Here is a 21954-nt window from a genome sequence, read left to right on the forward strand (position 1 = left end):
ATTTAGACATAGTAAAAGACCTAAAAGTGTCTCACTTTTAGGTCTCACTTCATAATGCACATTTTATATTTATTTAAAAAACTATTTACTAAGTTTCTTCATTAAATTATCAACCAATTCCTTGTTTTCTTCAGCCGTTTCTGAAACATAACAAGCCTTATTAGCTAATTCTTTAAGATCCTTAGTATTAAACTTCTTCATTAAGCTTCTGATACGTAAGACTGAAGTTGCGCTCATTGAATATTCATCAAGTCCCATTGAAAGTAAAATTGGAAACATGGTGTTATCACCGGCAGCTTCACCACACATACCACACCAAATACCGTTCTTATGAGCAGAGTCAATTGTGTGCTTAATCAAACGAAGTATTGATGGGTTAGCTGGCTGATAGAGGTATGATACATTATCATTACCACGATCAGCAGCCATAGTATACTGAATCAAATCATTCGTACCAATTGAGAAGAAGTCAACTTCCTTAGCAAATTGATCAGCTAAAACAGCAGCGGCTGGGACTTCAATCATCATACCGATTTGTAAGTCTTTGCCAACTTTAACACCTTTTTTAACTAACTTATCCTTTTCGTCAAATAAAATTGACTTAGCTTCACGTAATTCCTTCAACGTACCGATCATTGGGAACATAATTCCCAACTTACCGTAAGCAGAAGCACGAAGTAAAGCTCTTAATTGGGTACGGAAAATCTTTTGGTTCTTAAGTGAAAGTCTAATAGCACGAACACCTAAGAATGGGTTCATTTCTTTTGGTAAATCCCAGTAATCGAGGTGCTTATCTCCACCGATATCCATGGTTCTAATGATAACCTGTTTACCATTCATACCTTCGATAACTTTCTTATAAGCTTCGAATTGTTGGTCTTCCGTTGGAAAATCAGATGAATCCATGTATAAGAATTCTGTTCTGTACAAACCAATAGCTTCAGCACCATTGTCATGAACACCCTTCATATCGTTGGGAGTACCAATGTTAGCTGCAATAGTAAATTTCTTACCATCGGCAGTGACAGATGGTTCGTTCTTCAGTTTCTTCCATTCAGCTTTTTGCTTAAGGAAGTCAGAACCCTTTTGCTTATAATCGGTTACCTGGCTATCACTTGGATCAACTACAGCGTCACCGTTCAAACCATCAACAATAAGTGTCTGGCCATTCTTAACGCTCTTAGTAATTGATTCAGTGCCAACAACAGCTGGTATTTCAAGAGAACGAGCCATAATAGCTGAGTGGGCAGTACGACCACCAACATCAGTTACAAAACCTTTAACGTATTTCTTGTTCAGCTGTGCAGTGTCACTGGGAGTTAAGTCGTGTGCAACGACAATAACTTCGTGATCAATGGAAGCAGGATTTGGTAATTGTTTACCAAGTAAATGAGCCATAATACGTTTTGAAACATCACGTACATCAGCAGCACGTTGTTGCATATAAGTATTATCGGTCATTCCTTCAAAAATTTTAATAAATTTTTGAGAAGTTTCATCAAGTGCAGCTTCACTATTTATCTTTTGGTCTTTGATTTCTTTTTCAATGGCACCAGTAAATTCTGGGTCACTCAAAATCATCAAGTGAGCTTCAAAAACCTGGGCTTCATCTTTACCTAAGCTCTTCTTTGCAGTATCACGAATCTTCTTAACTTCTTCAGTTGATTCTTTAATTGCTTTCTTATAGCGAGCAAGTTCAGCATCAACATCTGAGATAGAAGTTTTGGAGAATGAAAGATCAGGTTCTACCAAAAGATAGGCTGAAGCAACAGCAACACCGTCACTAGCAGCAATCCCTTTTAAAGTCTTGGTCATTATTCAGCTAAACCTTCCTTTTTCATTGTGTCAGCAATAGCGTCTAAAGCATCTTTTTCGTCGTCACCGTCAGCGGTGATAGTGATATCAGCATTCTTGCCAACACCGAGTGACATAACACCCATGATTGACTTTAAGTTAACTGATTTACCATTGTATTCCAAATTAATATCTGAGCCAAACTTAGAAGCTGCTTGTACTAAAAGTGTAGCTGGACGTGCATGAATACCTGTTTCTGCAATGATGTGAAAATTGCGTTTTTCCATTATAAATATCTCCTTTAAAACTAAACTGGTAATAAATACCTATTCAGGTATTAGATTATCATTTTTTTACGGTTTAGACAACTTGAATGTAACAGTTTACATTATTTAATCTTCTGACTTCGCGCGCGTATAGATAATTTTACCACCACGTAAAGCTCGCCCTGCTATATTTTGCCTTTTACCGTAGCTTCTTAATGCCTTTTGAAAATCAAAAGCGTCTTTCGGACTAACTTCATATTTTTCAAGTTCACCACTGGCTAACTGATCAAGAATTTTTTGATAATCCAAAATATATCACCACACTCAAAATTTTTATGCCTACCTTATATAGGTCCTATTTATTTTAGCACATTTACTTTGTAAATTACCTCTACTTTATTTTTCCTTACAAAAAATAAGTTTTTAGTGTTTAGCACTTGACTATAGAGAGTGCTAATTATATACTCTAGTAAAGTGTTAACGGGAAAGGCGGTAATATAATATGCTTTGTCAAAATTGTCACAAACGGCCTGCCTCTATCCACCTTTTTGCGAAGGTGAATGGCCAAAGCCGTGAAGTTGATTTATGCCAACACTGTTACCAAAAATTAAAAGAACAACAAGGAAATACTAATATGAATAATGATAATAACGAATTTTTCGGTGACTTCGACGATTTGTTTAATAGTTTAAACGGAAATAATCGTGGTGCCGCTAACAATATGAATCAAGGACAAGGCCCAGAAATGCAAATGGGTGGTGGAAATGGTAATAACGGAAATAATGGCCGTTCATTACTTAACCAATACGGTACTGATCTGACCGCACTTGCCAAAGAGGGCAAGATCGACCCAGTTATTGGACGTGATAAAGAAATTGCCCGTGTAATTGAAATTTTAAACAGGAGAACAAAGAACAATCCTGTCTTAATTGGTGAAGCCGGAGTTGGTAAAACGGCCGTGGTTGAAGGCTTAGCTCAACAAATCGTTGATGGTTCTGTTCCAGCTAAACTGCAAGATAAGAAGATTATCTCCCTAAATATGGTTTCAATGGTTCAAGGGACCGGAATCCGCGGTCAATTTGAGCAACGAATGGAGCAATTAATTAAGGAATTGCAGAGTAGAAAAGATGTCATCCTCTTCATCGACGAAATTCATGAAATTGTCGGTGCAGGTAATGCTGAAGGTGGTATGGATGCCGGAAACATCATTAAACCAGCTTTAGCACGTGGTGACCTGCAATTAATCGGTGCCACTACTATTAAGGAATACCGAGAAATTGAAAAAGATTCGGCTCTTGCTCGTCGTTTCCAACCAATAGAAGTTAAAGAACCAAGTATTAAACAGACTATCCGCATCCTAAAAGGTATTCAAAAGCGCTACGAAGATTACCACCACGTTCACTATACTGATGGTGCAATCGAGGCTGCTGCTAAATTATCCGCACGTTACATTCAAGATAGATTCTTACCAGATAAGGCAATTGATCTGCTTGATGAGGCTGGTTCAAGAATGAATTTAACTATCCCTTACGTCGATAAAGATAAAATGGAAGAAAGAATAACTGCGGCTCAAAAATTAAAACAAGAAGCTTTAAAGAGTGAAGATTACGAAAAAGCTGCTTACTACCGTGACCAAATTGAAAAATATAACAAGATGAAAGATCAAAAGATTGATCCAGATAAATCTCCTGTTATTACAAGCAAGATCATGAATAAGATTGTCGAGGAAAAGACTGGTATTCCTGTTGGGGATATTCAAAAACAAGAAGAAAACCAGTTACAAAACTTGGCACCTGCACTTAAAGCACACGTAATCGGCCAAGATAAGGCTGTCGACAAAGTTGCCCGTGCAATTCGACGTAACAGAATAGGTTTTAACAAGTCAGGCCGGCCAATTGGTTCCTTCCTCTTCGTTGGACCTACCGGTGTCGGTAAAACTGAATTGGCTAAGCAATTAGCTAAGCAAATGTTTGGTTCTGAAAACGCAATGATTCGTTTTGATATGTCTGAATATATGGAACCTTATTCTGTATCTAAGTTAATTGGCTCAGCTCCAGGTTATGTTGGTTACGAAGAAGCTGGACAATTAACCGAAAAAGTACGGCATAACCCATACAGTTTGATTTTACTTGATGAAATTGAAAAAGCTGATCCAGCCGTAATGAATCTATTTCTACAAATCTTAGATGATGGGCGTTTAACAGATTCACAGGGCAGAACAGTTTCCTTTAAGGATACAATCATCATTATGACTTCAAATGCTGGTCAAGGAATTAAGAATGCTAGCGTTGGATTCGCAGCTGAGAATAGTGACAAGAAGAGCTCTGCAAGAGGTTCAATGAGCCAATTCTTTAAGCCGGAATTCTTAAACAGATTAGATGAAGTCATCGAGTTCAATCCACTAACTAAGGATGACTTGGTCAAGATTGTTAACTTAATGTTGCAAGATACAAACAATATGATTAAGGATCAGGGATTACATATCGATGTTACTGATGCGGCTAAGAAGAAATTAGTTAATGACGGCTATAATCCTGCAATGGGTGCTCGTCCACTTCGTCGGACTATCCAAGAAGAAATTGAAGATAAAGTAGCTGACTTTAAGCTTGATCATCCAAATAGCAAGAACTTATTAGCTGACGTGAAGGATAATAAGATGGTTATCAGCGATAATGATACTGCTACTGATTCAAAGGATGATGCTACCGAGGAGAAGTAAACACTTATCTTACTTCTACACATGATTGCTGTAACTGCCAGCAATCATGTTTTTTTATCACATAATTAGGGTTATACTAAATTAAAAAGGTAAAGCTAACAGAAACGGGTGAAATCCATGCACTTAATAGATGTAACCAACAGTTACGCAAAATTGGTTCAAAGCCAACTCAACACTACAGATGCTAATTACGTTAAGGTTTACTCTTTAGGAAATACTTCAGTTATTTACACGGAGAGTAATACTGCTATCGGAATCGCATTAGAAAATCATGACCGCCGGGTTCGTAAAGAAGAAGTCGATTTTGTCATTAAACGACTCATTAAAGGTACGGATACTTCTTATACATTAACGGTCGATCAAAGTCGTCATGTTATTGAAATTCATGTTGATAAGTAAGTTAATAAAAAATATGACTGGAATTAAAATTCCAGTCATATTTTTTTCATAATTTTTCAGTTAATTTAACTTTAGGATACTTTTCGTGGAAAAAGCGTTCAGCAAATTGGTTTTCAAATAAGAACAACGGATTACCATAACGATCTTTAACTAACAAGTTTCTGCTATTAGACATTGCTGGATCCAATTGATTCGAATCAATCCAACGAGCAACCCGGTGACCTAAACTGGTCATCTCAACATCAGAATTATATTCATTTTTCATTCTAAATTTAAAAACTTCAAATTGAAGTTGTCCCACAGCTCCAAGAATATATTCATTAGTTTGGTAATTACGGTAGAGCTGAATTGCACCCTCTTGCACTAACTGTTTCATCCCCTTATGAAATGATTTCTGTTTCATCACGTTCTTGGCGGTGACGCGCACAAATAATTCAGGTGTAAATTCTGGAAGCGGTGGATAAACCACCTTACGCTTACCTGCGTAAATACTATCGCCAATTTGAAAATTACCGGTATCGTACAAACCAACAATATCTCCAGCCACGGCATCAGAAACCTGAACACGTTCACTCGACATAAACTCAGTCGCATTATTCAAACGGATTGGTTTTCCTGTTCGAGCAAGCGTCACATCAAGCCCTTTTTTAAATTCACCACTTCCAACACGCACAAAGGCAATCCGATCACGGTGGTGGGGATTCATATTTGCCTGAATTTTAAAGACAAAACCAGAAAATTCTGGATCCTCAGGGCTTAATTCTTCATCGCCATTAACTGTATGGCTTTCTGGAGACGGTGCCAAATTAACAAAACCGTTCAAGAAAGTTTCAACACCAAAATTAGTTAGAGCTGAGCCAAAAAATACTGGCGTTTGATCGCCTAAAGCAATTTTATTTAAATCAAATTTATTACCAGCACCCTTGATCAGATCCACTTCGTCTAAGGTTTCCTTAAATTGTGGATCCTTACTGAGCGGTTCACTATCAGGCAATTTACCATTTTTATCAAGTGGCAGAAAACGGTCTTTACCATTCTTACGGTAAAGTTCAACCCGATTGTTGGCTATATCATAAAGGCCCTTTAATGTTTGACCAGAACCAATTGGCCAATCCATTGCAACACCTTCAATGCCAAGCAAGTCTTCAAGCTCGGCAATCAGATCTAGTGGTGGTCGACCGTCACGGTCAAGCTTATTCATAAAAGTAAAAATGGGAATGCCACGTTGTTTAACAACCTTAAATAGTTTTTTAGTTTGTGGTTCAATCCCTTTAGCTGAATCAATTACCATGACAGCTGAATCAACCGCCATAAGCGTTCGGTACGTATCTTCTGAAAAGTCCTGGTGCCCAGGCGTATCCAAAATATTAATTCGTTTACCCTGGTATTCAAACTGCATAACAGAACTAGTTACAGAAATACCACGCTTTTTTTCAATTTCCATCCAATCACTAGTTGCATAATGTCCAGTTTTACGAGCTTTAACTGTACCTGCACTTCGGATCACCCCACCAAACAGAAGCATTTGTTCAGTGATCGTAGTTTTACCAGCATCTGGGTGAGAAATAATCGCAAACGTCCTTCTCTTTTTTACTTTATCTAAAAGTCCTTTATCCATTAATTTTCTTGTTCTTCTTCCTTATTTAAATTTTTAGGAATTGTCAATAAAACGGTAAGTAGCCTTGAACCCATTATTCTTTTAGTGGTCAAAATCATTCCATTATCAAGTTTAACGCATAATTTTTCCCCTTTAGTCGGAATTACACCTAATTTAGTAATTACGTAACCAGCTACAGTATCAACGTTTTCCATTTCAATATTGGTACCAAATTGTTCATTAAAATCATCGAGGGGCATTTTACCATAAACAATGTATTTGTTTGGACCAACTTGATTAAACAAAACCTCAGCTTGGTCTACCTCATCATCAATGTCACCTACAATTTCTTCAAGCAAATCTTCAATTGTAGCAAGGCCAACAACCCCACCATATTCATCGGTCAAAATTGCTAGTTGCTGCTGAGTATTCTGCATTTCAACTAGTAAATCATTTAACGTAGTAGTTTCGGGAGCAAAAAGTGGCTTACTCATGACATCTGTATAGTCTAACTTATCAAAACCAATTTGTTTTGCTTTCCGCAAAATTGACCTAATATGAATAATTTCAATAACTTTATCTTTATCATTTTGGTAAACAGGAATACGCGAATAAGGTTCATGTAAAATTTCATCAAGATTATCTTGAAAGTCATCACTTGCATTAATCATAAAGGCGTCAGTACGAGGTACCATTACTTCATGCACCATTTTATCTTGAAAATCCAGAACCCCATCTAACATAGAAAATTCCGTATTATCAATTTTCTTCTGCTTATACAGATCATTAATTTCTCGTTTTAAGTGGTCCTTGTTTTCATCTTCATCACCATCAGAAAATTTGTTTTTTAATTTGTTAAATAAATTTCCAGGGACAGGGTCACTACTCATAATGCCTTTCTCTCTTTTCTATATTAATTCAAATAACAGTATTATATCATGAGCCAACTTGATATGGTAAAATAGCACATAAGAAAAGAGGTTTAAACTAATGAAAAAAAGTCATATTCTTCTTGTTTTTACATTTTTATTATTGATTCCGTATATTTGCAGTTTAATAATTATTGGAATCGGTTATGACGCACTAGTTTTACACTCTGCTGATCTATTCAGGACCATAATTGGTGCCGCAGTCGGATCAGTAATCATGTTTGCCATCAAAGCAACAATTCAGCGCCCAGTTGATTTACTCGCCGTGGAAACTAATGACGGCTTCCTCAAACAGCTGCTCCGCTTTTTCAGCATTCGACGGCGTTATATTTTGCTGATTGCAAACGTAATTTTAGATTTCATTCTTTGCTTCCTCGCAACTATTGCGGTGCGAGAGCTACTCACATTAGATCAAATCGTTGGTAAGTCTGTCGGCTTCGTTATGTTAATCATGTTTATTTCAACTTGTCTTGGAGCTTACGTTGAATATGACAATTTATCAATCGATCCTAAACAACATTAAAAATATTAAAGAAATAAAAATTATTTACTGGCCTCTACATATAAAGTTTGGGTCAGTTTTTTTGTATCCAAATTAAGTGTCTGTAAAACATACGGCGTAGGACTGTCACCAACATTTTCGTAAACTTTTACACCACGAGTAGCTAGTTTCTTTAGAAATTTAGGTAGAACTGCATTCAAAGGCGTATTAAAAAAGGCGAGTGTTTGATCAGCAGAACTTTCTTCAGCCACCTTTGCCTTAGGCAATTGGTACTTCATAAGGCCAGATGGAATATTTTTTACTTTATTTGTCAATACACCATACCAATACATAAAATTATCTGGACCAAAAACAATCATATTGGTCCGTTGAGTTTGCAAATTATTATCTTTCAAAAATTTTTGAAAGACCGGATCATTCTCCATTTTCATATTACATGCAGTATAAGAACGTTGCTTGTCCATCATTGTATCTGGAAACGGTCGTCCCACAAAAGTTACAGCTTCTTGTATTCTATCCATCTTTATTCCTTTCAATATTCAGACAATTCATCTAATGGAATAATATCACCATCTAGAAAGGCATTAATTTCACTGGATGAAAATCCGTGCGTAAACAAATAATTTCTAATTTTAGATTTTCTTTTGCGATCATCAAAGCGGCGAAAACGTTTATAAGCTTTAATTCCCTGTTTTTTCAATGCTTCCATTTGCTCGTCTTCATCAGCGTGTAAATCCATTGCTTCAATTATCATATCAGAAACATTAGAATCAAAACCATGGGTTAACAACTTCGTTTTCATTTTACGCTTAAGTTCACGTTCAGATAATTTACCAACCTTATGTGCCATCGATTTTAGAACTCGCTGACCCACACTAACCCAATCTTCATCAGCTACATTTTCAAGTTCAACTTGAGAAATTTCGGGATCTACCCCCTTTTGGGTTAACTTACGTTGAAGGCTTCTAGAACCGTCAGTACCGACACGCAAGTCGTTTTTAATAAACAATTGGACATATTTATGGTCATCTAAATAACCCATTTTTTTCAATTCTTCAACAGCATCATTAGCCGATTCATCTGAAATATGGTGTTTCTTGAGATACTGCAAAATTTCAAAAATAGTTCTGGGCTGATAATTTAAGTAACGAGCAGCTAAATCAGTTGCTCTGGCACCATCATCATAGTGCTTAATTTCAGTAATTTTTTCATCAGTTAGTTTTCGCCCCTTTAAAAGGACAAATTTTGCAACCGTCTGCTCACTAGCTGAAAAAGCATATTTACCGTCTAAGAAAATATTATACCGGCCCGGTTTTTTCTGGGCACTAATTTTTGAAATAATTGGCATCACTTTTACCTCGTATTCTATATATTATCCATGCTAGCAAATTTTTACTTTTCTTGCTAAGAACTTTTCTTAGGGAGTACAATTAACTATCAATAACGGTTAGTTTTTAGTAGAAAGAAAAATTATGAGAAGAAATTTTAGACATAATAATCATAAAGAAAAAGACGTAATTATTACCATAAAACGTTTAGGTATCAATGGTGAAGGAATCGGCTACTATAAAAAGAAGATCATTTTTATTCCGGGTGCACTTCCCGATGAAGTAGTTGTAGCCAAAATCATTAAGGATTACCCCCATTACATTCAAGCCGAACTTGTTCGAATTAAAGAAAAAAGCCCTGACCGGGTTGCTTTTCCTAAAGATGTTCCACCTGAAGTTGGTGGATTAGAACTAGCTCACCTAAGCTACAAAAAGCAGCTTGAGTTTAAAAAGAATAACGTTTTAGAGGCACTTAAGAAATACCATCCCCGTGGCTATGCAAAATACAAGGTGAAGAATACTATACCAGCTCCAAATGAATGGCATTACCGCAATAAGGCACAATACCAAATTGAAAGAGATCACGGTAAAACTAAATTGGGCTTGTTTGCTCCTCATTCGCACAAGCTCTTTGATCTTCCAATAATGCCTACTCAAAGTAAGGATACGCAAAAAATTGAACGTACAGTCAAGGCTTTGATTGAGAAACTACACGTACCGGTTGCAAATTATTACCGCCACTTCCCAGGGATTAAAACGATAGTGGTTCGACAATCTGAAGCAAGCAAAGAAATACAGGTTACCTTGATTACGGTTGGGCACGAAGTTAAAAACCTACTTACATTAAGTCAAGAATTATCAAAACTTCCTAATGTTGTTAGTATTTATCAAAACGAAACCGATTGGCGTAACCCACAAGTCTGGGGAAACAAAACTGAAAAATTAGGCGGTAAAAATCAAATTACCGAAGAAATTTTAGGTAAAAAATTTGCCTTGTCTCCTCGAGCATTTTTCCAGTTAAACCCAGTCCAAACAGTTAACCTTTATTCTGAAGCAATCAAATTTTTAGATTTAACCCCAGACCAAACTTTAATCGACGCATATAGCGGTGTGGGTACTTTAGGCATTATTGCAGCTGATCAGGTTAAACAAGTCGTTGGAATTGAAACCATTCCAGAAGCAGTTGCAGATGCTAAGCACAACGTGGAACTGAACCACGTTAAGAACGCAGATTACTTCCAAGGTAACGTTGAAAAAGTATTGCCACAGCTTCAAGAGCAAGGATTGCCAGTTGATGCATTAATTGTTGATCCACCAAGAACAGGTCTTGCCAAAGGTTTAATCAAAACTTTGCTTCGCACCAAACCGAAGACTTTTGTTTACATTTCTTGTAACCCATCAACTTTAGCACAAGATTTGGTACTCTTAACCGAAAGCTATAATGTCCGTTTAATTGAAAACATAGACATGCTGCCACAAACGGCACGTTGCGAGTGTATCGTTAAACTAACCTTAAGAAAATAAAAAATTACATATAAAAAACAGTTGCCAGACATATCGTCTTTGGACAACTGTTTTTTTCATAAGTGGATAAGGTAGTTTATCAATTGATCATTACGATTTAAGAAATCATCATTAATGTAACAATGATCTTTCGTAACCAACATTAACATTCACTTGTTCGGGTCTTTACATAAAACGTAACTTTTTACAAATTGGAACCTTGTAGGTAGTCGGCAATTAAAGATTGGGACCTTCTAATTATCCGACACTTCTATCTATTAGATAATCTTCCAACAATAATACAATTCTGGAGATAAAAACTTACTTATACTTACTTATATTGTTAACTTTATTTCTACCTCTTCCACACTTTTATCATAGCAATATGTGTAACCGCTTGCAAGTATTTATTATTCTTTTAGTGGACATATTTATTTAAGAAATTACGAACATGTTTTGTATACGCTTGGGGATAATTAGCATAAGAAGCAGCATGCGGGGCCTTTTTGGCAATCCACAATTCTTTCTTACCCTTCGTAGCCTCATAATTTGTGTACACCATTCTGGTAGGAACAAATTTATCTCTTCCTCCATGAATGAAAAGCATCGGACGGTGATTCCTATGCAACTGATTTACACTTGAACCATCTTTTAAGTAGTAACCAACTTTAATTCGATTAATCCCACTCAATATTTCAACTAAAGGAAAACGAGGGAAGGCCGGCATATGATACAGTACCTTGGCTTCATGCTCAATTTCATCCTTAACATCGGTATAACCGCAATCTTCTATAATTGCTTTTACCTGCTTAGGCAAATTTAAACCACTCGTCATCATTGCTGTAGCAGCACCCATACTGACTCCGAAAAGCACAACTTTTTGTTTTTTACCTTCTTTAGTTAACAATTTATTAGTCCACTTTTTAACGTCACACCTTTCAGGCCAGCCATAACCAATATATTTACCCTGACTTTGCCCTTGGGCACGAGCGTCTGGCATTAGAACGTTATAGCCAAGTCGGTGAAAAAGTGTGGCATAAGCACCCATTTTATCCTTATTGTTCATGTAGCCATGTAAAATAATGACGGTCTTGTTCGACCTTTGGTCAGGAATATAATTTGCATCTAAACGATAATTATCAGTGGCAGAAGTCATATACCATTTCTGCTTTTTTTGCTTTTTATACCACATTTTTTGAGTATAAAGCGGATCGGATTTTTTAACGTAAGTACTATTATTAATAAAACTTTTATGTCCTGGTACACAAGCTAAGTTAAAGAAATAGAATCCCGCGCCCACAAATAACATGCATACTAGTAAAATAAGTATAAGTAATGAAAACCATATTTTTTTATGTTTTAATTGTTTCAAAAGAAAGACTCCAATTATTCTATATTATTGCCAATATCAACTAGTATAGCATTTTATGTTTTATATAGTATTCCAAAATTATGAGATTAACTGATTTATTACAACTAACTAACGATCTAAACAACCAAACTACCTTTTATCTGACCATCAAAGGGAAAATTCTGCCATTAGCTAAATTAAAAATTACTGCCGATGGATGTCTGCTTTATCCGGGACAACATCCCATGTCTAAGTTAAAAATTATTCACTTAGTTAAACAAATGCACCATAAAGGAATCCCATTATGGATAATAGATGGCAAAGAAAAAATCCCTACTTACGGGATTCAAATTAAAGATAATGGCCGTTGGATTCGTTTAACATAAAAAGAAGCTCGATTATTAAACCGAGCTTCTTTTTCATTATTTTTGTTTATACTGACGCACGTGATTCTTGGTACCAGCAAAATACCAGTTGCCAGGCTCCTCATCGCTGGCAAGTTCTATGCCGTCTTCAGGATCCATTAACGCTTCATTAAAAATATCCTCATACTCTTTGATGGTTAACTTCTTGCGGCGATCAAGCATCTTTACGTCGCTATTCTTGTCGATTACCTCTTCATAACCGTCTACTAAATTACCTGAGAAAAATTCGGCCATAGCACCTGATCCATATGAAAATAATCCAATCAAAGAATTAGGTTCGAGCTGGGCATTTTCAATCAAACTAAGAAGACTCATATAAAGTGAAGCGGTATAAATATTGCCAATCCGTTTACTAAGCTGCTTTGAAGCAGCAAAACTTTTTTCTAGCCGTTTACTTGTCGTTTCATCTTGCCCTTCTACCGAAAGACGGTTAGCCTTCAAACCCATTTTAGTAAATGGTAGGTGATAGATAAGTGAGCCAAAATCTTGCGTACTCCAACCCTTTAATTTTTTATAATCATTAAAAGTTTTAGCAAAGAAATCTAAGTATACCTGCGTAGAATATTTACCATCAACTAAAGCCGTTTTTGAATTATTTGGGCGCCAGAAATCGTTAATATTCGCGCTGTATGCACTATGTCCATCATTTAGTGAAAGTATCCTAGGATCCGTTTTAATCAGCATACTGATGCTCCCAGCTCCTTGGGTAACCTCACCAGGGGTATTTACACCATAGCGGGCAATATCACTCCCAATTACGATCGCCGTGTGCTCTGGATGTACTCGAACATAGTCACGGGCAATCATCAGCGCAGCAGTTAAACCAAAACAGGCCTCCTTAACCTCAAATGTACGGACTTCCGGCTTCAATTGCAAAGCAGTTTTAACAAATAAAGATGCAGATTTAGATTGATCAACACTGCTTTCTGTGCCTAAAACAAGTAACCCGACTTTATCTTTATCAATTTGATCAATATACCTCCGAGCAGAATTAATTCCCATTGACACAGAATCTTGCGTCGAATCAGCCACGCTCATTTGGGTCTGCCCAATTCCAATTAAATATTTATTGGGATCCTCATTTCTTGCATGCGCTAGATCTACCATATCAACATACTTATTTGGCGTATATAACCCTATTTGATCAATACCAACCTGCATTATTTATCCTTCCTTATTTTCTTTAATAGCTTTTTTGCATAAGTCTCTGAATATATTTTTTCTTTAATCATAACAGCCAGTACCTTGCTTTTCTCATCATCAGTTGTTTTTAATTCCGCAACAATATTTCTTGCTTGTAATTTCATATGTCCGGCTTGGATGCCAGTGGTTGAAATTGCAAGCAGTGCTGCCAAATTGTTGGCTAAACCGATACTTGCAATAATATTAGCTAGGTCAGAAGCAGTCACATTTTTACCTAAAATGCGATAACTCTGTTTTATATCTTTTCTGGCATTAATCGAGCCACCAACGGTACCAATAGCAAGTGGTAAAGTCAACTTGCCTAACAAATATCCACCTTTTACTTGCCATTTACTTAAACTACGATACTTACCATTTTGATTAGCCAAAACGCCAGCGGCAGCATCAACGGCCCGATAATCATTACCAGTAGCAACCAAGACAGCATCGATACCGTTCATAATTCCTTTATTATTCGTTACTCCACGATAAACGTCGTTGCATCCGATTTGACTAAGCAAAGCAACTCGCTTAGCCGCCCTTTCTCCACCAACCGATGTGAAACTAAGCTTTACCTTTGCGGTAGTTAGTTGACTAGGGTAGTTAGAAAGAATTGCAAATAATTTTTCTTTAATTCCTGTTTCCTGCTCTAATTTTCCAGCCAAAAACTCTAAAATTGAATTTGTTTTATTAGCCCCCATAGATTCGGCGGGATCAATCAAAACTTTTAAATAAAGCAAAGAAGCGCTTTGCCTGTCTTTTATCTCTTTCACACCGCCACCATGCCGAACCAAACTGGCGAATCTTTTATTAGCCAAATTAATTAAAGATGGGAACTTTGTAAGCAATTTCTTTAAGACAAAATTCTTTTCAATTTTTAATACTATCTGACCATAAATGCCATTACGCTGACTATGAGCCACGACGCCATTGTTCTTAGCAAAAATACTTGCACCATGGTTAGCTGCCGCCACAACCGATGGTTCTTCAATTGCCATAGGTACTTGATAATGTCGTCTGTTTACTAGCAAATCTTCAACTAATCCTAGTGGCAACCGAACTTGACCAACTACATTTTCACTGAGTGAATTAAGACCTTTTAAGGTTTGCTCGTTAATTTTATTTAATTGAATACCCCGATCTTTTAAAATTTGCCTCCGTTTTTCTGGTGTTAATTCATAAAATTTCATTTAAAAATCTCTTTTGATTTCATAAGCAATTGCTTGTCCTCCACCGATACAAAGAGTAACCAGCGCAAGTTTACCATTAACGTGTTCAAGGCTATTAATTGCAGAAGCAACTAGCCTAGTACCTGAAGCTGCTAGCGGGTGCCCAAGTGCAATTGCTCCACCAAATATGTTTAGCTTACTTACTGGAATTTGCAAATCACGCACGAGTGCAACACTTTGAGAAGCAAAAGCTTCATTTAATTCAATAATGTCATAATCCGTGATTTTTCTACCAGTTTGGTGAAGTAATTTAGTCACCGCGTAGTAAGGGGCATAACCCATATAGGCGGGATCAATCCCACTTTCCGCAAATGCTCCTAAACGTGCAAGCGGCTTTAAATTTAATTCATCTATCTTTTCACCAGTTGCCAAAATTACCATGCTGGCACCGTCACTAAGGGGCGAAGCATTTCCAGCTGTTACCTTCCCATCCCTTTTAAAAGATGGTTTTAAGTTGGCTAAAGCGGCCATGCTAGTATCCGGACGAATGCTTTCATCATGAGTTAATTTTTTATCATCTAAGTTGCTAGGAATAATTTCATTCTTGAAAGAGCCATTTTTCACAGCTCGAGTAGCTTTTTGATGGGAACGTAAACTAAATTCATCCATTTCTTTTCTAGAAACATGATATTTTCTAGCTACATTTTCAGTGGTAATTCCCATATGCTGCTTTAAAAAAGCGTCGTTTAAGCCATCAATAAGCATGCTACTTTGTAAATGATTCTGCGCGTCATCTTGATTTGCAACAAAATATGGTGCATTGGTCATGCTTTCAGCACCGCCAACTGCTACTAAATTTAAGTCACCCATCTCCATCTGTCCCTGTGCAAGGCGCATGGCTTTAAGGCTTGATCCGCACACTTCATTAATAGTTGTGCTGGCACTTATATTCTTCATCCCTGAACACAAAGCAACCTGCCTAGCCATATTTTCGCCTAAACCGGTACTTAGCACATTCCCCATCAGTAACGCCTCAATGTCTTCAGCTTTAATTTGAGCGCTATTCAAAGTCCCTTTTAATGCCATCACACCCAGATCAGTAGCAGATTCATTTTTAAAAAAGCCATTGTATTTACCAAATGGTGTCCTTTTAGCAGCGACAACATAAATTTCTTTCATTAATTTTTTCTCCTAGCTAAAATTAACTTTTATTAAAGCAATATTACCTAATTTTTTATCTGAAAGACAGTAACTCAACTTTTCGTTAACAAATATTTACACAATAAAAAACCACGCTTAAAACGTGGTTTTAATACTTTATCTATAACCTATTTATTTTTCTTAACTTCAGATTGTAGCTTCTTACTAAGTGAGATGATGTATTTACGTAAATCATCCTTAATTTCCGGGTGATTTAACCCATATTCAATCGATGTTTCGAGGTAACCTTCTTTGTTACCTACATCATGCCGTTCACCCTTAAAGACGTGTGCAAAAACACGTTGGGTCTTATTCATGGTATCGATCGCATCGGTCAACTGAATTTCCCCACCACGTCCAGGTTTTTGGTCAGCTAAAATATCAAAAATTTCTGGCGTAAGTAAGTAACGGCCAATAATTGCGTAATCACTAGGAGCCTTATCGACTTCTGGCTTTTCAACGAATGATTTAACGTTAATTAACCCTGGGGCAATTTCGGTTTCTGGTTCAATTACACCGTACTTGGAAACGTCTTTGTGTGGTACCTTCATAACGGCAATGGTTGAGGCATGGGTTTTATTATAGCGATTGATTAACTGCTTAGTTAGGGGAACTTTATCCTTCATTAAGTCATCACCAAGCATTACAACGAACGGTTCATCCCCAACAAAACTACGGCTACGCGCAATAGCGTCACCTAAGCCAGCTGGATATGGCTGTCTTGTGTAATACAAGTTAATTCCTAAATGGGTAATGCCCTGAGTTAATTTAAGTAACTTGGTCTTACCTTTTTCTTGCAAATTTTGTTCAAGTTCTGGATTAGAATCAAAATGATCTTCGATTGAACGTTTAGTCTTACCAGTAACAATTAAAATGTCTTCAATTCCTGATTTTTTAGCTTCCTCAACAATAAATTGAATCGTAGGCTTATCAACAATAGGCAACATTTCTTTAGGCATTGCCTTAGTGGCAGGTAAAAATCTTGTACCTAAACCGGCTGCTGGAATAACCGCTTTCCTGACTTTCATATCAATACACTTTCTATTTTTCTATCCTAAAAACCAATATAACAAACTTTTGTGAATTCTGCTAGTATTTAATGACGGCGCTTTCTTTGAATATACTCCGCCAAGTGGCCAACTGAATATTGAACTTTGCCAACATGCATCTGGATAATAGTTGAATTAACGCAGGTCCCAACTAGCAAAAGGATAGATGAAATGTTGAGCCACAACATGAAAATAATGAAGGTGCCGATAATCCCATAGTTTTCCCAACTAATATGAAAATTATGTAAATAAAAACTAAATAGATAAGATAAGGCAAGCCAACCAACAACGGTGGTAATTACACCGGGCCAGATAACCCTCTTCTTTAGTTTAATATTTGGTAAAGCGTAATTCAGGTAATAAATGGTTATAGCCATAATCACAATTACTATTGGATAACGGTAACTTAATACCTTTTCAATTTCACCAACTGAAAATGAAAAAATCGGCCGTAAGAATTCTAAAATTTGCTGACCAAAAATGAAGATCAAGCTAGTTAAAGTAAAGATAATAATCATTAGGGTCGTTAATAAGATCGTAATTGACCTTGTCCACAAGGTTATTAATAGTTTTTGCTTTAATTCTACCGTATGAACTCCATAAACCCGGTTCATCCCAATTCTGATCGCATTAACCAGAGAAGAAAATGACCAGAGTGCCAATACAATACCAAAAGAAATATAACCTGTAGAATTGCTCTTAAGGAGCGAATTGATGATAGGCATTATAAAACCCGCAATTCGATCTGGAAAGATCAAATTTAAGTATTCCGCAATTGGTTTGGTATTAATATGAAATAAAGGCAAGATATTCCCGATAATAATTATTATCGGGAATATCGAAAACAAAACATAGTAAGCAATTACAATTGCACTAGTTAAAACTTCACCTTTAGAGAATTTTTCTGATAATGTTTTAAAAAACAGGCCTATACGAGCACGTATCTGCCCCGTACTTGCTTTCATGCACTTACCTAATCATCCATTTCATCAAAGTGAGGAAGGTACTTTTCATAACCATCATAAGGTTTTTGTAAAGTTAAAATCTTAGGACCATCCTTAGTAATTGCAAAAGTGTGTTCAAATTGAGCAGCCTTTGAACCATCTGGGGTTGCGTAGTATACCCAATCATCATTAGGATCTTTAACTGTTCTTTGGGCAATTCTCCAATCGCCGCCTTCTTCAACCATTGGTTCACAGGTAATGGTCATTCCTTCACGAAGACGGATACCATGGCCAGCTTTGCCCCAATGTGGAACTTCTGGATCTTCGTGAATACTTGGTTGAATACCATGTCCAACTAATTCACGAACATCACCATAATGGTGTTCCTTTTCAACAAATGGTTGGATTGCGGCACCAATATCACCAATTCTGTTACCAAGAACAGCTTGATCAATTCCCAAATACATTGCTTGTTTGGTAACCTCAACCAACTTTTTGTCAGCGGCAGAAATTTTACCAACTGGATAAGTGGTACAAGAATCGGTTTCAAAACCATTTAAATTGCAGGTGACGTCAACTTTAACCAAATCACCTTCCTTTAAAATCATGTCTTTTCTTGGTGTGGCATGGGCAATTTGATCATTAACCGAGATACAAGTACCATACTTATAACCTTCAAAGCCTTGCTCTGAAAGGCGTCCACCACGGGATTTTACGAATTTTTGACAAAATTCTTCGATTTCCCAGGTAGAAATACCGGGCTTAACAACATCACGTAGTCCTTCAAACATTGATGCAAGTAGACGTCCGGATGCTTGCATTCCTTTAAGTTCACGAACGGATTTAATTGTAATCAAAACTAAAACTCTCCTCTTATTTAAATAATACTTGTTTACATTATAGCGTTTTTTAAAAGTTTACTAAAGGATTTCGAAAAAGCCTAGAATTTATGTATAATAATATAGAATGCAATACGAAAGGTATGAAGTAAATCATGAAGGCAAGAATTGTCTACGCCAGCATGACTGGTAATGATGCAGACATGGCTGAGATCCTTGAGGAGGATCTCCAAGATTATGGCTTTGAGGTTGAAACTAGCGAGGCTAGCTTTACCGACGCCAGCGATTATTTAGAAAATGACTTGTGTATCTTCATCACTTATACTTACGGCGAAGGTAAGATGACTGATGATGTCGCCGACTTCTACGACCAATTAAAAGATCTCGACTTAAGCGGCAAATATTTTGCTGTTATGGGCAGCGGCGATAAGATGTATGCCGATCATTTTTGTGAAAATGTTTTTGACTTTGAAAAAATGTTTAAGGAAATTGGTGCAAAGGAAATTACTAAAGCAGTTACGATTGAAAATGCACCCGATGATGCAGCAATTGCTAAGATTGACAATGCCGCCGAAGAAATGTCTGAGAAGCTAAATGGCTAAGAATAAAAAAATCAGCTCTTCGAGTGATACCAATATTCGGCATTTAGGCCAGAAATTAATTAAACGGCACCATAACTTAGTTGTTTACATGATTTTTGGTTTTCTAGCAGCCCTAATCAACACCATAGTCTTCATGATGCTTCACAAATGGTGGCATAGCGCAGTGGTTATTTCTAATACCATTGCCTTCATCGTTTCCAACTTAGCCTCCTTTTTCTTTAACCAAAAAGCCGTATTTATTAACAATGTCGATCACGATCACACAACCTGGCATAAATTAGTTGTTTTTTTTGCCTACCGAATTATCAGTTTAATTCCTGACACTTTAATAATGCTGGTCGGACTTTCATGGATGCACTTAAATGCCCTATTCGTTAAGATAGTCGACCAAATCTTAGTCGGTATCTTTAACTACTTAACGACAAGGTCGGTTTTCCAGGTTCAAGGAAATTCTATCTTTACACGTGCAAAGAATCATATTCAGGAACGTAAAAATAAAAAATAATTTTTTAACCAAAAAGTCCTAAAATTCAAGTTGAATTTTAGGACTTTATTTTATTCAAAATCTTTTGGCCTTGGACCAGATTTATCCGAAAAGTAATACACAATATCGTTTATAATACGATCACTGGCATGACCATCACCATAAGGATTTTTAGCATTGGCCATCTTATTATATATATCTTTATTTTCAAGCAATTCTAACATTGCTTTTTTAACCGGCTCAACTTGCGTACCAACTAGCTTCAAGGTACCAGCCTTCACACCTTCTGGGCGCTCAGTTGTATCCCGTAAGACTAAAACTGGCTTGCCTAGCGAAGGTGCTTCTTCCTGAACTCCACCAGAATCCGTCATGATGAAGTAGCTGCGTTTGGCTAAATTATGGAAATCCACCACATCGAGAGGGGCAATCAAATGAATCCGTGGATCGTTGCCTAAAACGTCGTGTGCGGTCTTTTGCACACGTGGTGATAGATGTACAGGGTAGATGATTTCAACGTCCTTGTGGCTGTCTACAACCTGCTTCATCACTTTAAAGACTCGTCGCATTGGCTCACCTTGATTTTCCCGGCGGTGCATAGTAACCAAGATTACCCTGTTACCCGGGGTAATATCATCGAGAACTTCGTGGTGGTAATCTTTTTGCACGGTTTGCTTCAAAGCATCGATAGCAGTATTCCCCGTTATAAAAATATTCTCTTTTTTGTGATTTTCTTTAAGCAGGTTGGATTTGCTAAGTTTGGTCGGAGCAAAGTACAAATCAGCTAAATCATCGGTCATCTGCCGGTTCATTTCCTCTGGAAACGGTGAATACTTATTCCAGGTTCGAAGCCCAGCCTCAACGTGACCCAAAGTAGTTTCTTCATAAAAAGTAGCAAGGCTAGCCGCGAAGCTGGTAGTAGTATCACCATGAACCAGCACAATATCTGGATTTTCTTCGTGAATTACCTTAGCCAGATCAACCAAAACTTTACTAGTAATATCCTCTAAAGTTTGATTCTTATGCATAATATTAAAATCATAATCCGGCTTAATCTTAAAAATATGTAGAACTTGATCAAGCATTTGCCGGTGTTGAGCACTAACAACCGTTACCTCGTTAAAACGGTCATCAGCCTTTAATTTAAGCACAAGCGGTGCCATTTTAATTGCTTCTGGACGCGTTCCAAAAACAGTCATTACTTTAATTTTTTTCATAAAAATCCTCCGTAACAATACTAATAATACATGATTTATTGTCAGAAAGACAAGCAGGTGTGGTTTAATTATTAATAGTAGAATTAGAAAGTGAGTTAATTATGAATCAAAGTTTAGCTTTTCTGCTAACTGCTGGGATTGCAATCGTAATCGGTACCTTTTGCTTAGTCTTCGGGCTTGATAAAAGCCGCCCCGCTAAAAGCAGACGCCACTTACTTTATATGGCACTCATCTGCGTCTTCATTGTTTGGGGATTAGCCACGGCCGTCATGCTTCACCCCTTAAGATAATAAAAAACTGTCTAGCTTGTTAGCTAGGCAGTTTTTACTATTCAATTATAATGACTCTGGTGAGATTCGAACTCACCTCTACGGTTTAGGAGACCATTGTTCTATCCAGATGAACTACAGAGCCGTACAGAATTAACTTTACCAAAATTAGTTGATAAAAGCCAATTC

General features: G+C 36.9%; 23 protein-coding genes and 1 tRNA gene. 8 read left to right on the forward strand and 16 right to left on the reverse strand.

The annotated features are described in order from the left end of the window. Positions 1–81: 81 nt before the first annotated feature. The 3 genes from ptsP to FC77_RS03920 all read right to left on the reverse strand — a co-directional run bounded on the left by ptsP (position 82) and on the right by FC77_RS03920 (position 2369). A complete protein-coding gene (gene ptsP / locus FC77_RS03910; protein WP_056970211.1) occupies positions 82–1815 on the reverse strand; it encodes a phosphoenolpyruvate--protein phosphotransferase in 1734 nt (577 codons plus the stop codon). Beyond that, the gene (locus tag FC77_RS03915) at positions 1815–2081 is read right to left on the reverse strand and encodes a phosphocarrier protein HPr (RefSeq protein ID WP_054681722.1); all 267 of its coding nucleotides are present in this window, start codon (positions 2079–2081) and stop codon (positions 1815–1817) included. Before FC77_RS03915 ends, ptsP begins: the two co-directional genes overlap by 1 nt. A gap of 105 nt (positions 2082–2186) precedes the next feature. Further along, positions 2187–2369: a hypothetical protein gene (locus FC77_RS03920; RefSeq protein WP_056970212.1), complete on the reverse strand. Its 183-nt coding sequence runs from the start codon at positions 2367–2369 to the stop codon at positions 2187–2189. Between the two features lie 193 nt (positions 2370–2562). Here FC77_RS03920 and FC77_RS03925 point away from each other — a divergent pair, with 193 nt between their 5' ends. Together FC77_RS03925 and FC77_RS03930 are read left to right on the forward strand one after the other, a co-directional pair. After that, complete coding sequence (locus FC77_RS03925; protein WP_056970213.1) at positions 2563–4779, forward strand: ATP-dependent Clp protease ATP-binding subunit; 2217 nt, start codon at positions 2563–2565, stop codon at positions 4777–4779. Between the two features lie 117 nt (positions 4780–4896). Beyond that, positions 4897–5178: a DUF1827 family protein gene (locus FC77_RS03930; RefSeq protein ID WP_054681724.1), complete on the forward strand. Its 282-nt coding sequence runs from the start codon at positions 4897–4899 to the stop codon at positions 5176–5178. 46 nt (positions 5179–5224) lie between these two features. Here the strand turns inward: FC77_RS03930 and FC77_RS03935 are convergent, their stop codons facing one another. Both FC77_RS03935 and FC77_RS03940 read right to left on the reverse strand, forming a co-directional pair. Next, positions 5225–6796 carry a peptide chain release factor 3 gene (locus FC77_RS03935; RefSeq protein ID WP_056970214.1) on the reverse strand — a complete coding sequence of 524 codons (1572 nt, stop codon included), beginning with the start codon at positions 6794–6796 and terminating at the stop codon, positions 5225–5227. Next, complete coding sequence (locus tag FC77_RS03940) at positions 6796–7665, reverse strand: hemolysin family protein (RefSeq protein WP_056970215.1); 870 nt, start codon at positions 7663–7665, stop codon at positions 6796–6798. Before FC77_RS03940 ends, FC77_RS03935 begins: the two co-directional genes overlap by 1 nt. A 100-nt stretch (positions 7666–7765) precedes the next feature. Between FC77_RS03940 and FC77_RS03945 the strand changes: the two genes are divergently transcribed. Beyond that, a complete protein-coding gene (locus tag FC77_RS03945; protein ID WP_056970216.1) occupies positions 7766–8227 on the forward strand; it encodes a hypothetical protein in 462 nt (153 codons plus the stop codon). 20 nt (positions 8228–8247) lie between these two features. Here the strand turns inward: FC77_RS03945 and FC77_RS03950 are convergent, their stop codons facing one another. Then, positions 8248–8727: a hypothetical protein gene (locus FC77_RS03950; RefSeq protein ID WP_056970217.1), complete on the reverse strand. Its 480-nt coding sequence runs from the start codon at positions 8725–8727 to the stop codon at positions 8248–8250. Positions 8728–8738: 11 nt separating this feature from the next. Continuing rightward, positions 8739–9554 carry a recombination regulator RecX gene (gene recX, locus FC77_RS03955; RefSeq protein ID WP_056970218.1) on the reverse strand — a complete coding sequence of 272 codons (816 nt, stop codon included), beginning with the start codon at positions 9552–9554 and terminating at the stop codon, positions 8739–8741. A gap of 124 nt (positions 9555–9678) precedes the next feature. Here recX and rlmD point away from each other — a divergent pair, with 124 nt between their 5' ends. Beyond that, entirely contained in the window at positions 9679–11058 is a 1380-nt protein-coding gene (gene rlmD / locus FC77_RS03960; RefSeq protein WP_056970219.1) for a 23S rRNA (uracil(1939)-C(5))-methyltransferase RlmD, read from the forward strand. 397 nt (positions 11059–11455) lie between these two features. Here rlmD and FC77_RS03965 read toward each other — a convergent pair whose 3' ends face one another. Then, positions 11456–12346: an alpha/beta hydrolase gene (locus FC77_RS03965; RefSeq protein WP_082621118.1), complete on the reverse strand. Its 891-nt coding sequence runs from the start codon at positions 12344–12346 to the stop codon at positions 11456–11458. Between the two features lie 143 nt (positions 12347–12489). On the opposite strand from FC77_RS03965, the gene FC77_RS03970 reads away from it, so the two are divergent. After that, positions 12490–12774 (forward strand): hypothetical protein, encoded by a 285-nt coding sequence (locus FC77_RS03970; RefSeq protein WP_056970221.1) that lies wholly within the window; start codon positions 12490–12492, stop codon positions 12772–12774. A gap of 36 nt (positions 12775–12810) precedes the next feature. Here FC77_RS03970 and FC77_RS03975 read toward each other — a convergent pair whose 3' ends face one another. The 6 genes from FC77_RS03975 to map all read right to left on the reverse strand — a co-directional run bounded on the left by FC77_RS03975 (position 12811) and on the right by map (position 19214). Continuing rightward, entirely contained in the window at positions 12811–13974 is a 1164-nt protein-coding gene (locus FC77_RS03975; RefSeq protein ID WP_056970222.1) for a hydroxymethylglutaryl-CoA synthase, read from the reverse strand. After that, positions 13974–15185, reverse strand: a complete 1212-nt coding sequence (locus tag FC77_RS03980) for a hydroxymethylglutaryl-CoA reductase, degradative (RefSeq protein WP_056970223.1) — start codon at positions 15183–15185, stop codon at positions 13974–13976. The genes FC77_RS03975 and FC77_RS03980 overlap by 1 nt, the downstream gene beginning before the upstream one ends. Continuing rightward, positions 15186–16343 (reverse strand): thiolase family protein, encoded by a 1158-nt coding sequence (locus FC77_RS03985; RefSeq protein ID WP_056970224.1) that lies wholly within the window; start codon positions 16341–16343, stop codon positions 15186–15188. A gap of 149 nt (positions 16344–16492) precedes the next feature. Next, a complete protein-coding gene (galU, locus tag FC77_RS03990; protein WP_056970225.1) occupies positions 16493–17392 on the reverse strand; it encodes a UTP--glucose-1-phosphate uridylyltransferase GalU in 900 nt (299 codons plus the stop codon). A 68-nt stretch (positions 17393–17460) separates the two neighbouring features. After that, on the reverse strand, positions 17461–18378 hold the full coding sequence (locus FC77_RS03995; RefSeq protein ID WP_056970226.1) for a YihY/virulence factor BrkB family protein: 918 nt from the start codon (positions 18376–18378) through the stop codon (positions 17461–17463). 8 nt (positions 18379–18386) lie between these two features. Continuing rightward, on the reverse strand, positions 18387–19214 hold the full coding sequence (gene map / locus FC77_RS04000) for a type I methionyl aminopeptidase (protein ID WP_054681728.1): 828 nt from the start codon (positions 19212–19214) through the stop codon (positions 18387–18389). Positions 19215–19351: 137 nt separating this feature from the next. On the opposite strand from map, the gene FC77_RS04005 reads away from it, so the two are divergent. Both FC77_RS04005 and FC77_RS04010 read left to right on the forward strand, forming a co-directional pair. Beyond that, complete coding sequence (locus tag FC77_RS04005; protein WP_056970227.1) at positions 19352–19798, forward strand: flavodoxin; 447 nt, start codon at positions 19352–19354, stop codon at positions 19796–19798. Then, positions 19791–20303, forward strand: a complete 513-nt coding sequence (locus FC77_RS04010) for a GtrA family protein (protein ID WP_056970228.1) — start codon at positions 19791–19793, stop codon at positions 20301–20303. Before FC77_RS04005 ends, FC77_RS04010 begins: the two co-directional genes overlap by 8 nt. 50 nt (positions 20304–20353) lie before the next feature. On the opposite strand, the gene wecB is transcribed toward FC77_RS04010, so the two are convergent. Beyond that, positions 20354–21496: a non-hydrolyzing UDP-N-acetylglucosamine 2-epimerase gene (wecB, locus tag FC77_RS04015; protein WP_056970229.1), complete on the reverse strand. Its 1143-nt coding sequence runs from the start codon at positions 21494–21496 to the stop codon at positions 20354–20356. Positions 21497–21597: 101 nt separating this feature from the next. On the opposite strand from wecB, the gene FC77_RS08250 reads away from it, so the two are divergent. Continuing rightward, complete coding sequence (locus FC77_RS08250) at positions 21598–21786, forward strand: hypothetical protein (protein WP_054681730.1); 189 nt, start codon at positions 21598–21600, stop codon at positions 21784–21786. A 51-nt stretch (positions 21787–21837) separates the two neighbouring features. Here FC77_RS08250 and FC77_RS04020 read toward each other — a convergent pair. Continuing rightward, positions 21838–21910, reverse strand: a tRNA-Arg gene (locus FC77_RS04020). Positions 21911–21954 lie beyond the last annotated feature (44 nt).

Origin of the sequence: Lactobacillus acetotolerans DSM 20749 = JCM 3825 (genome assembly GCF_001436775.1) — a bacterium.
Lineage (GTDB): Bacteria > Bacillota > Bacilli > Lactobacillales > Lactobacillaceae > Lactobacillus > Lactobacillus acetotolerans.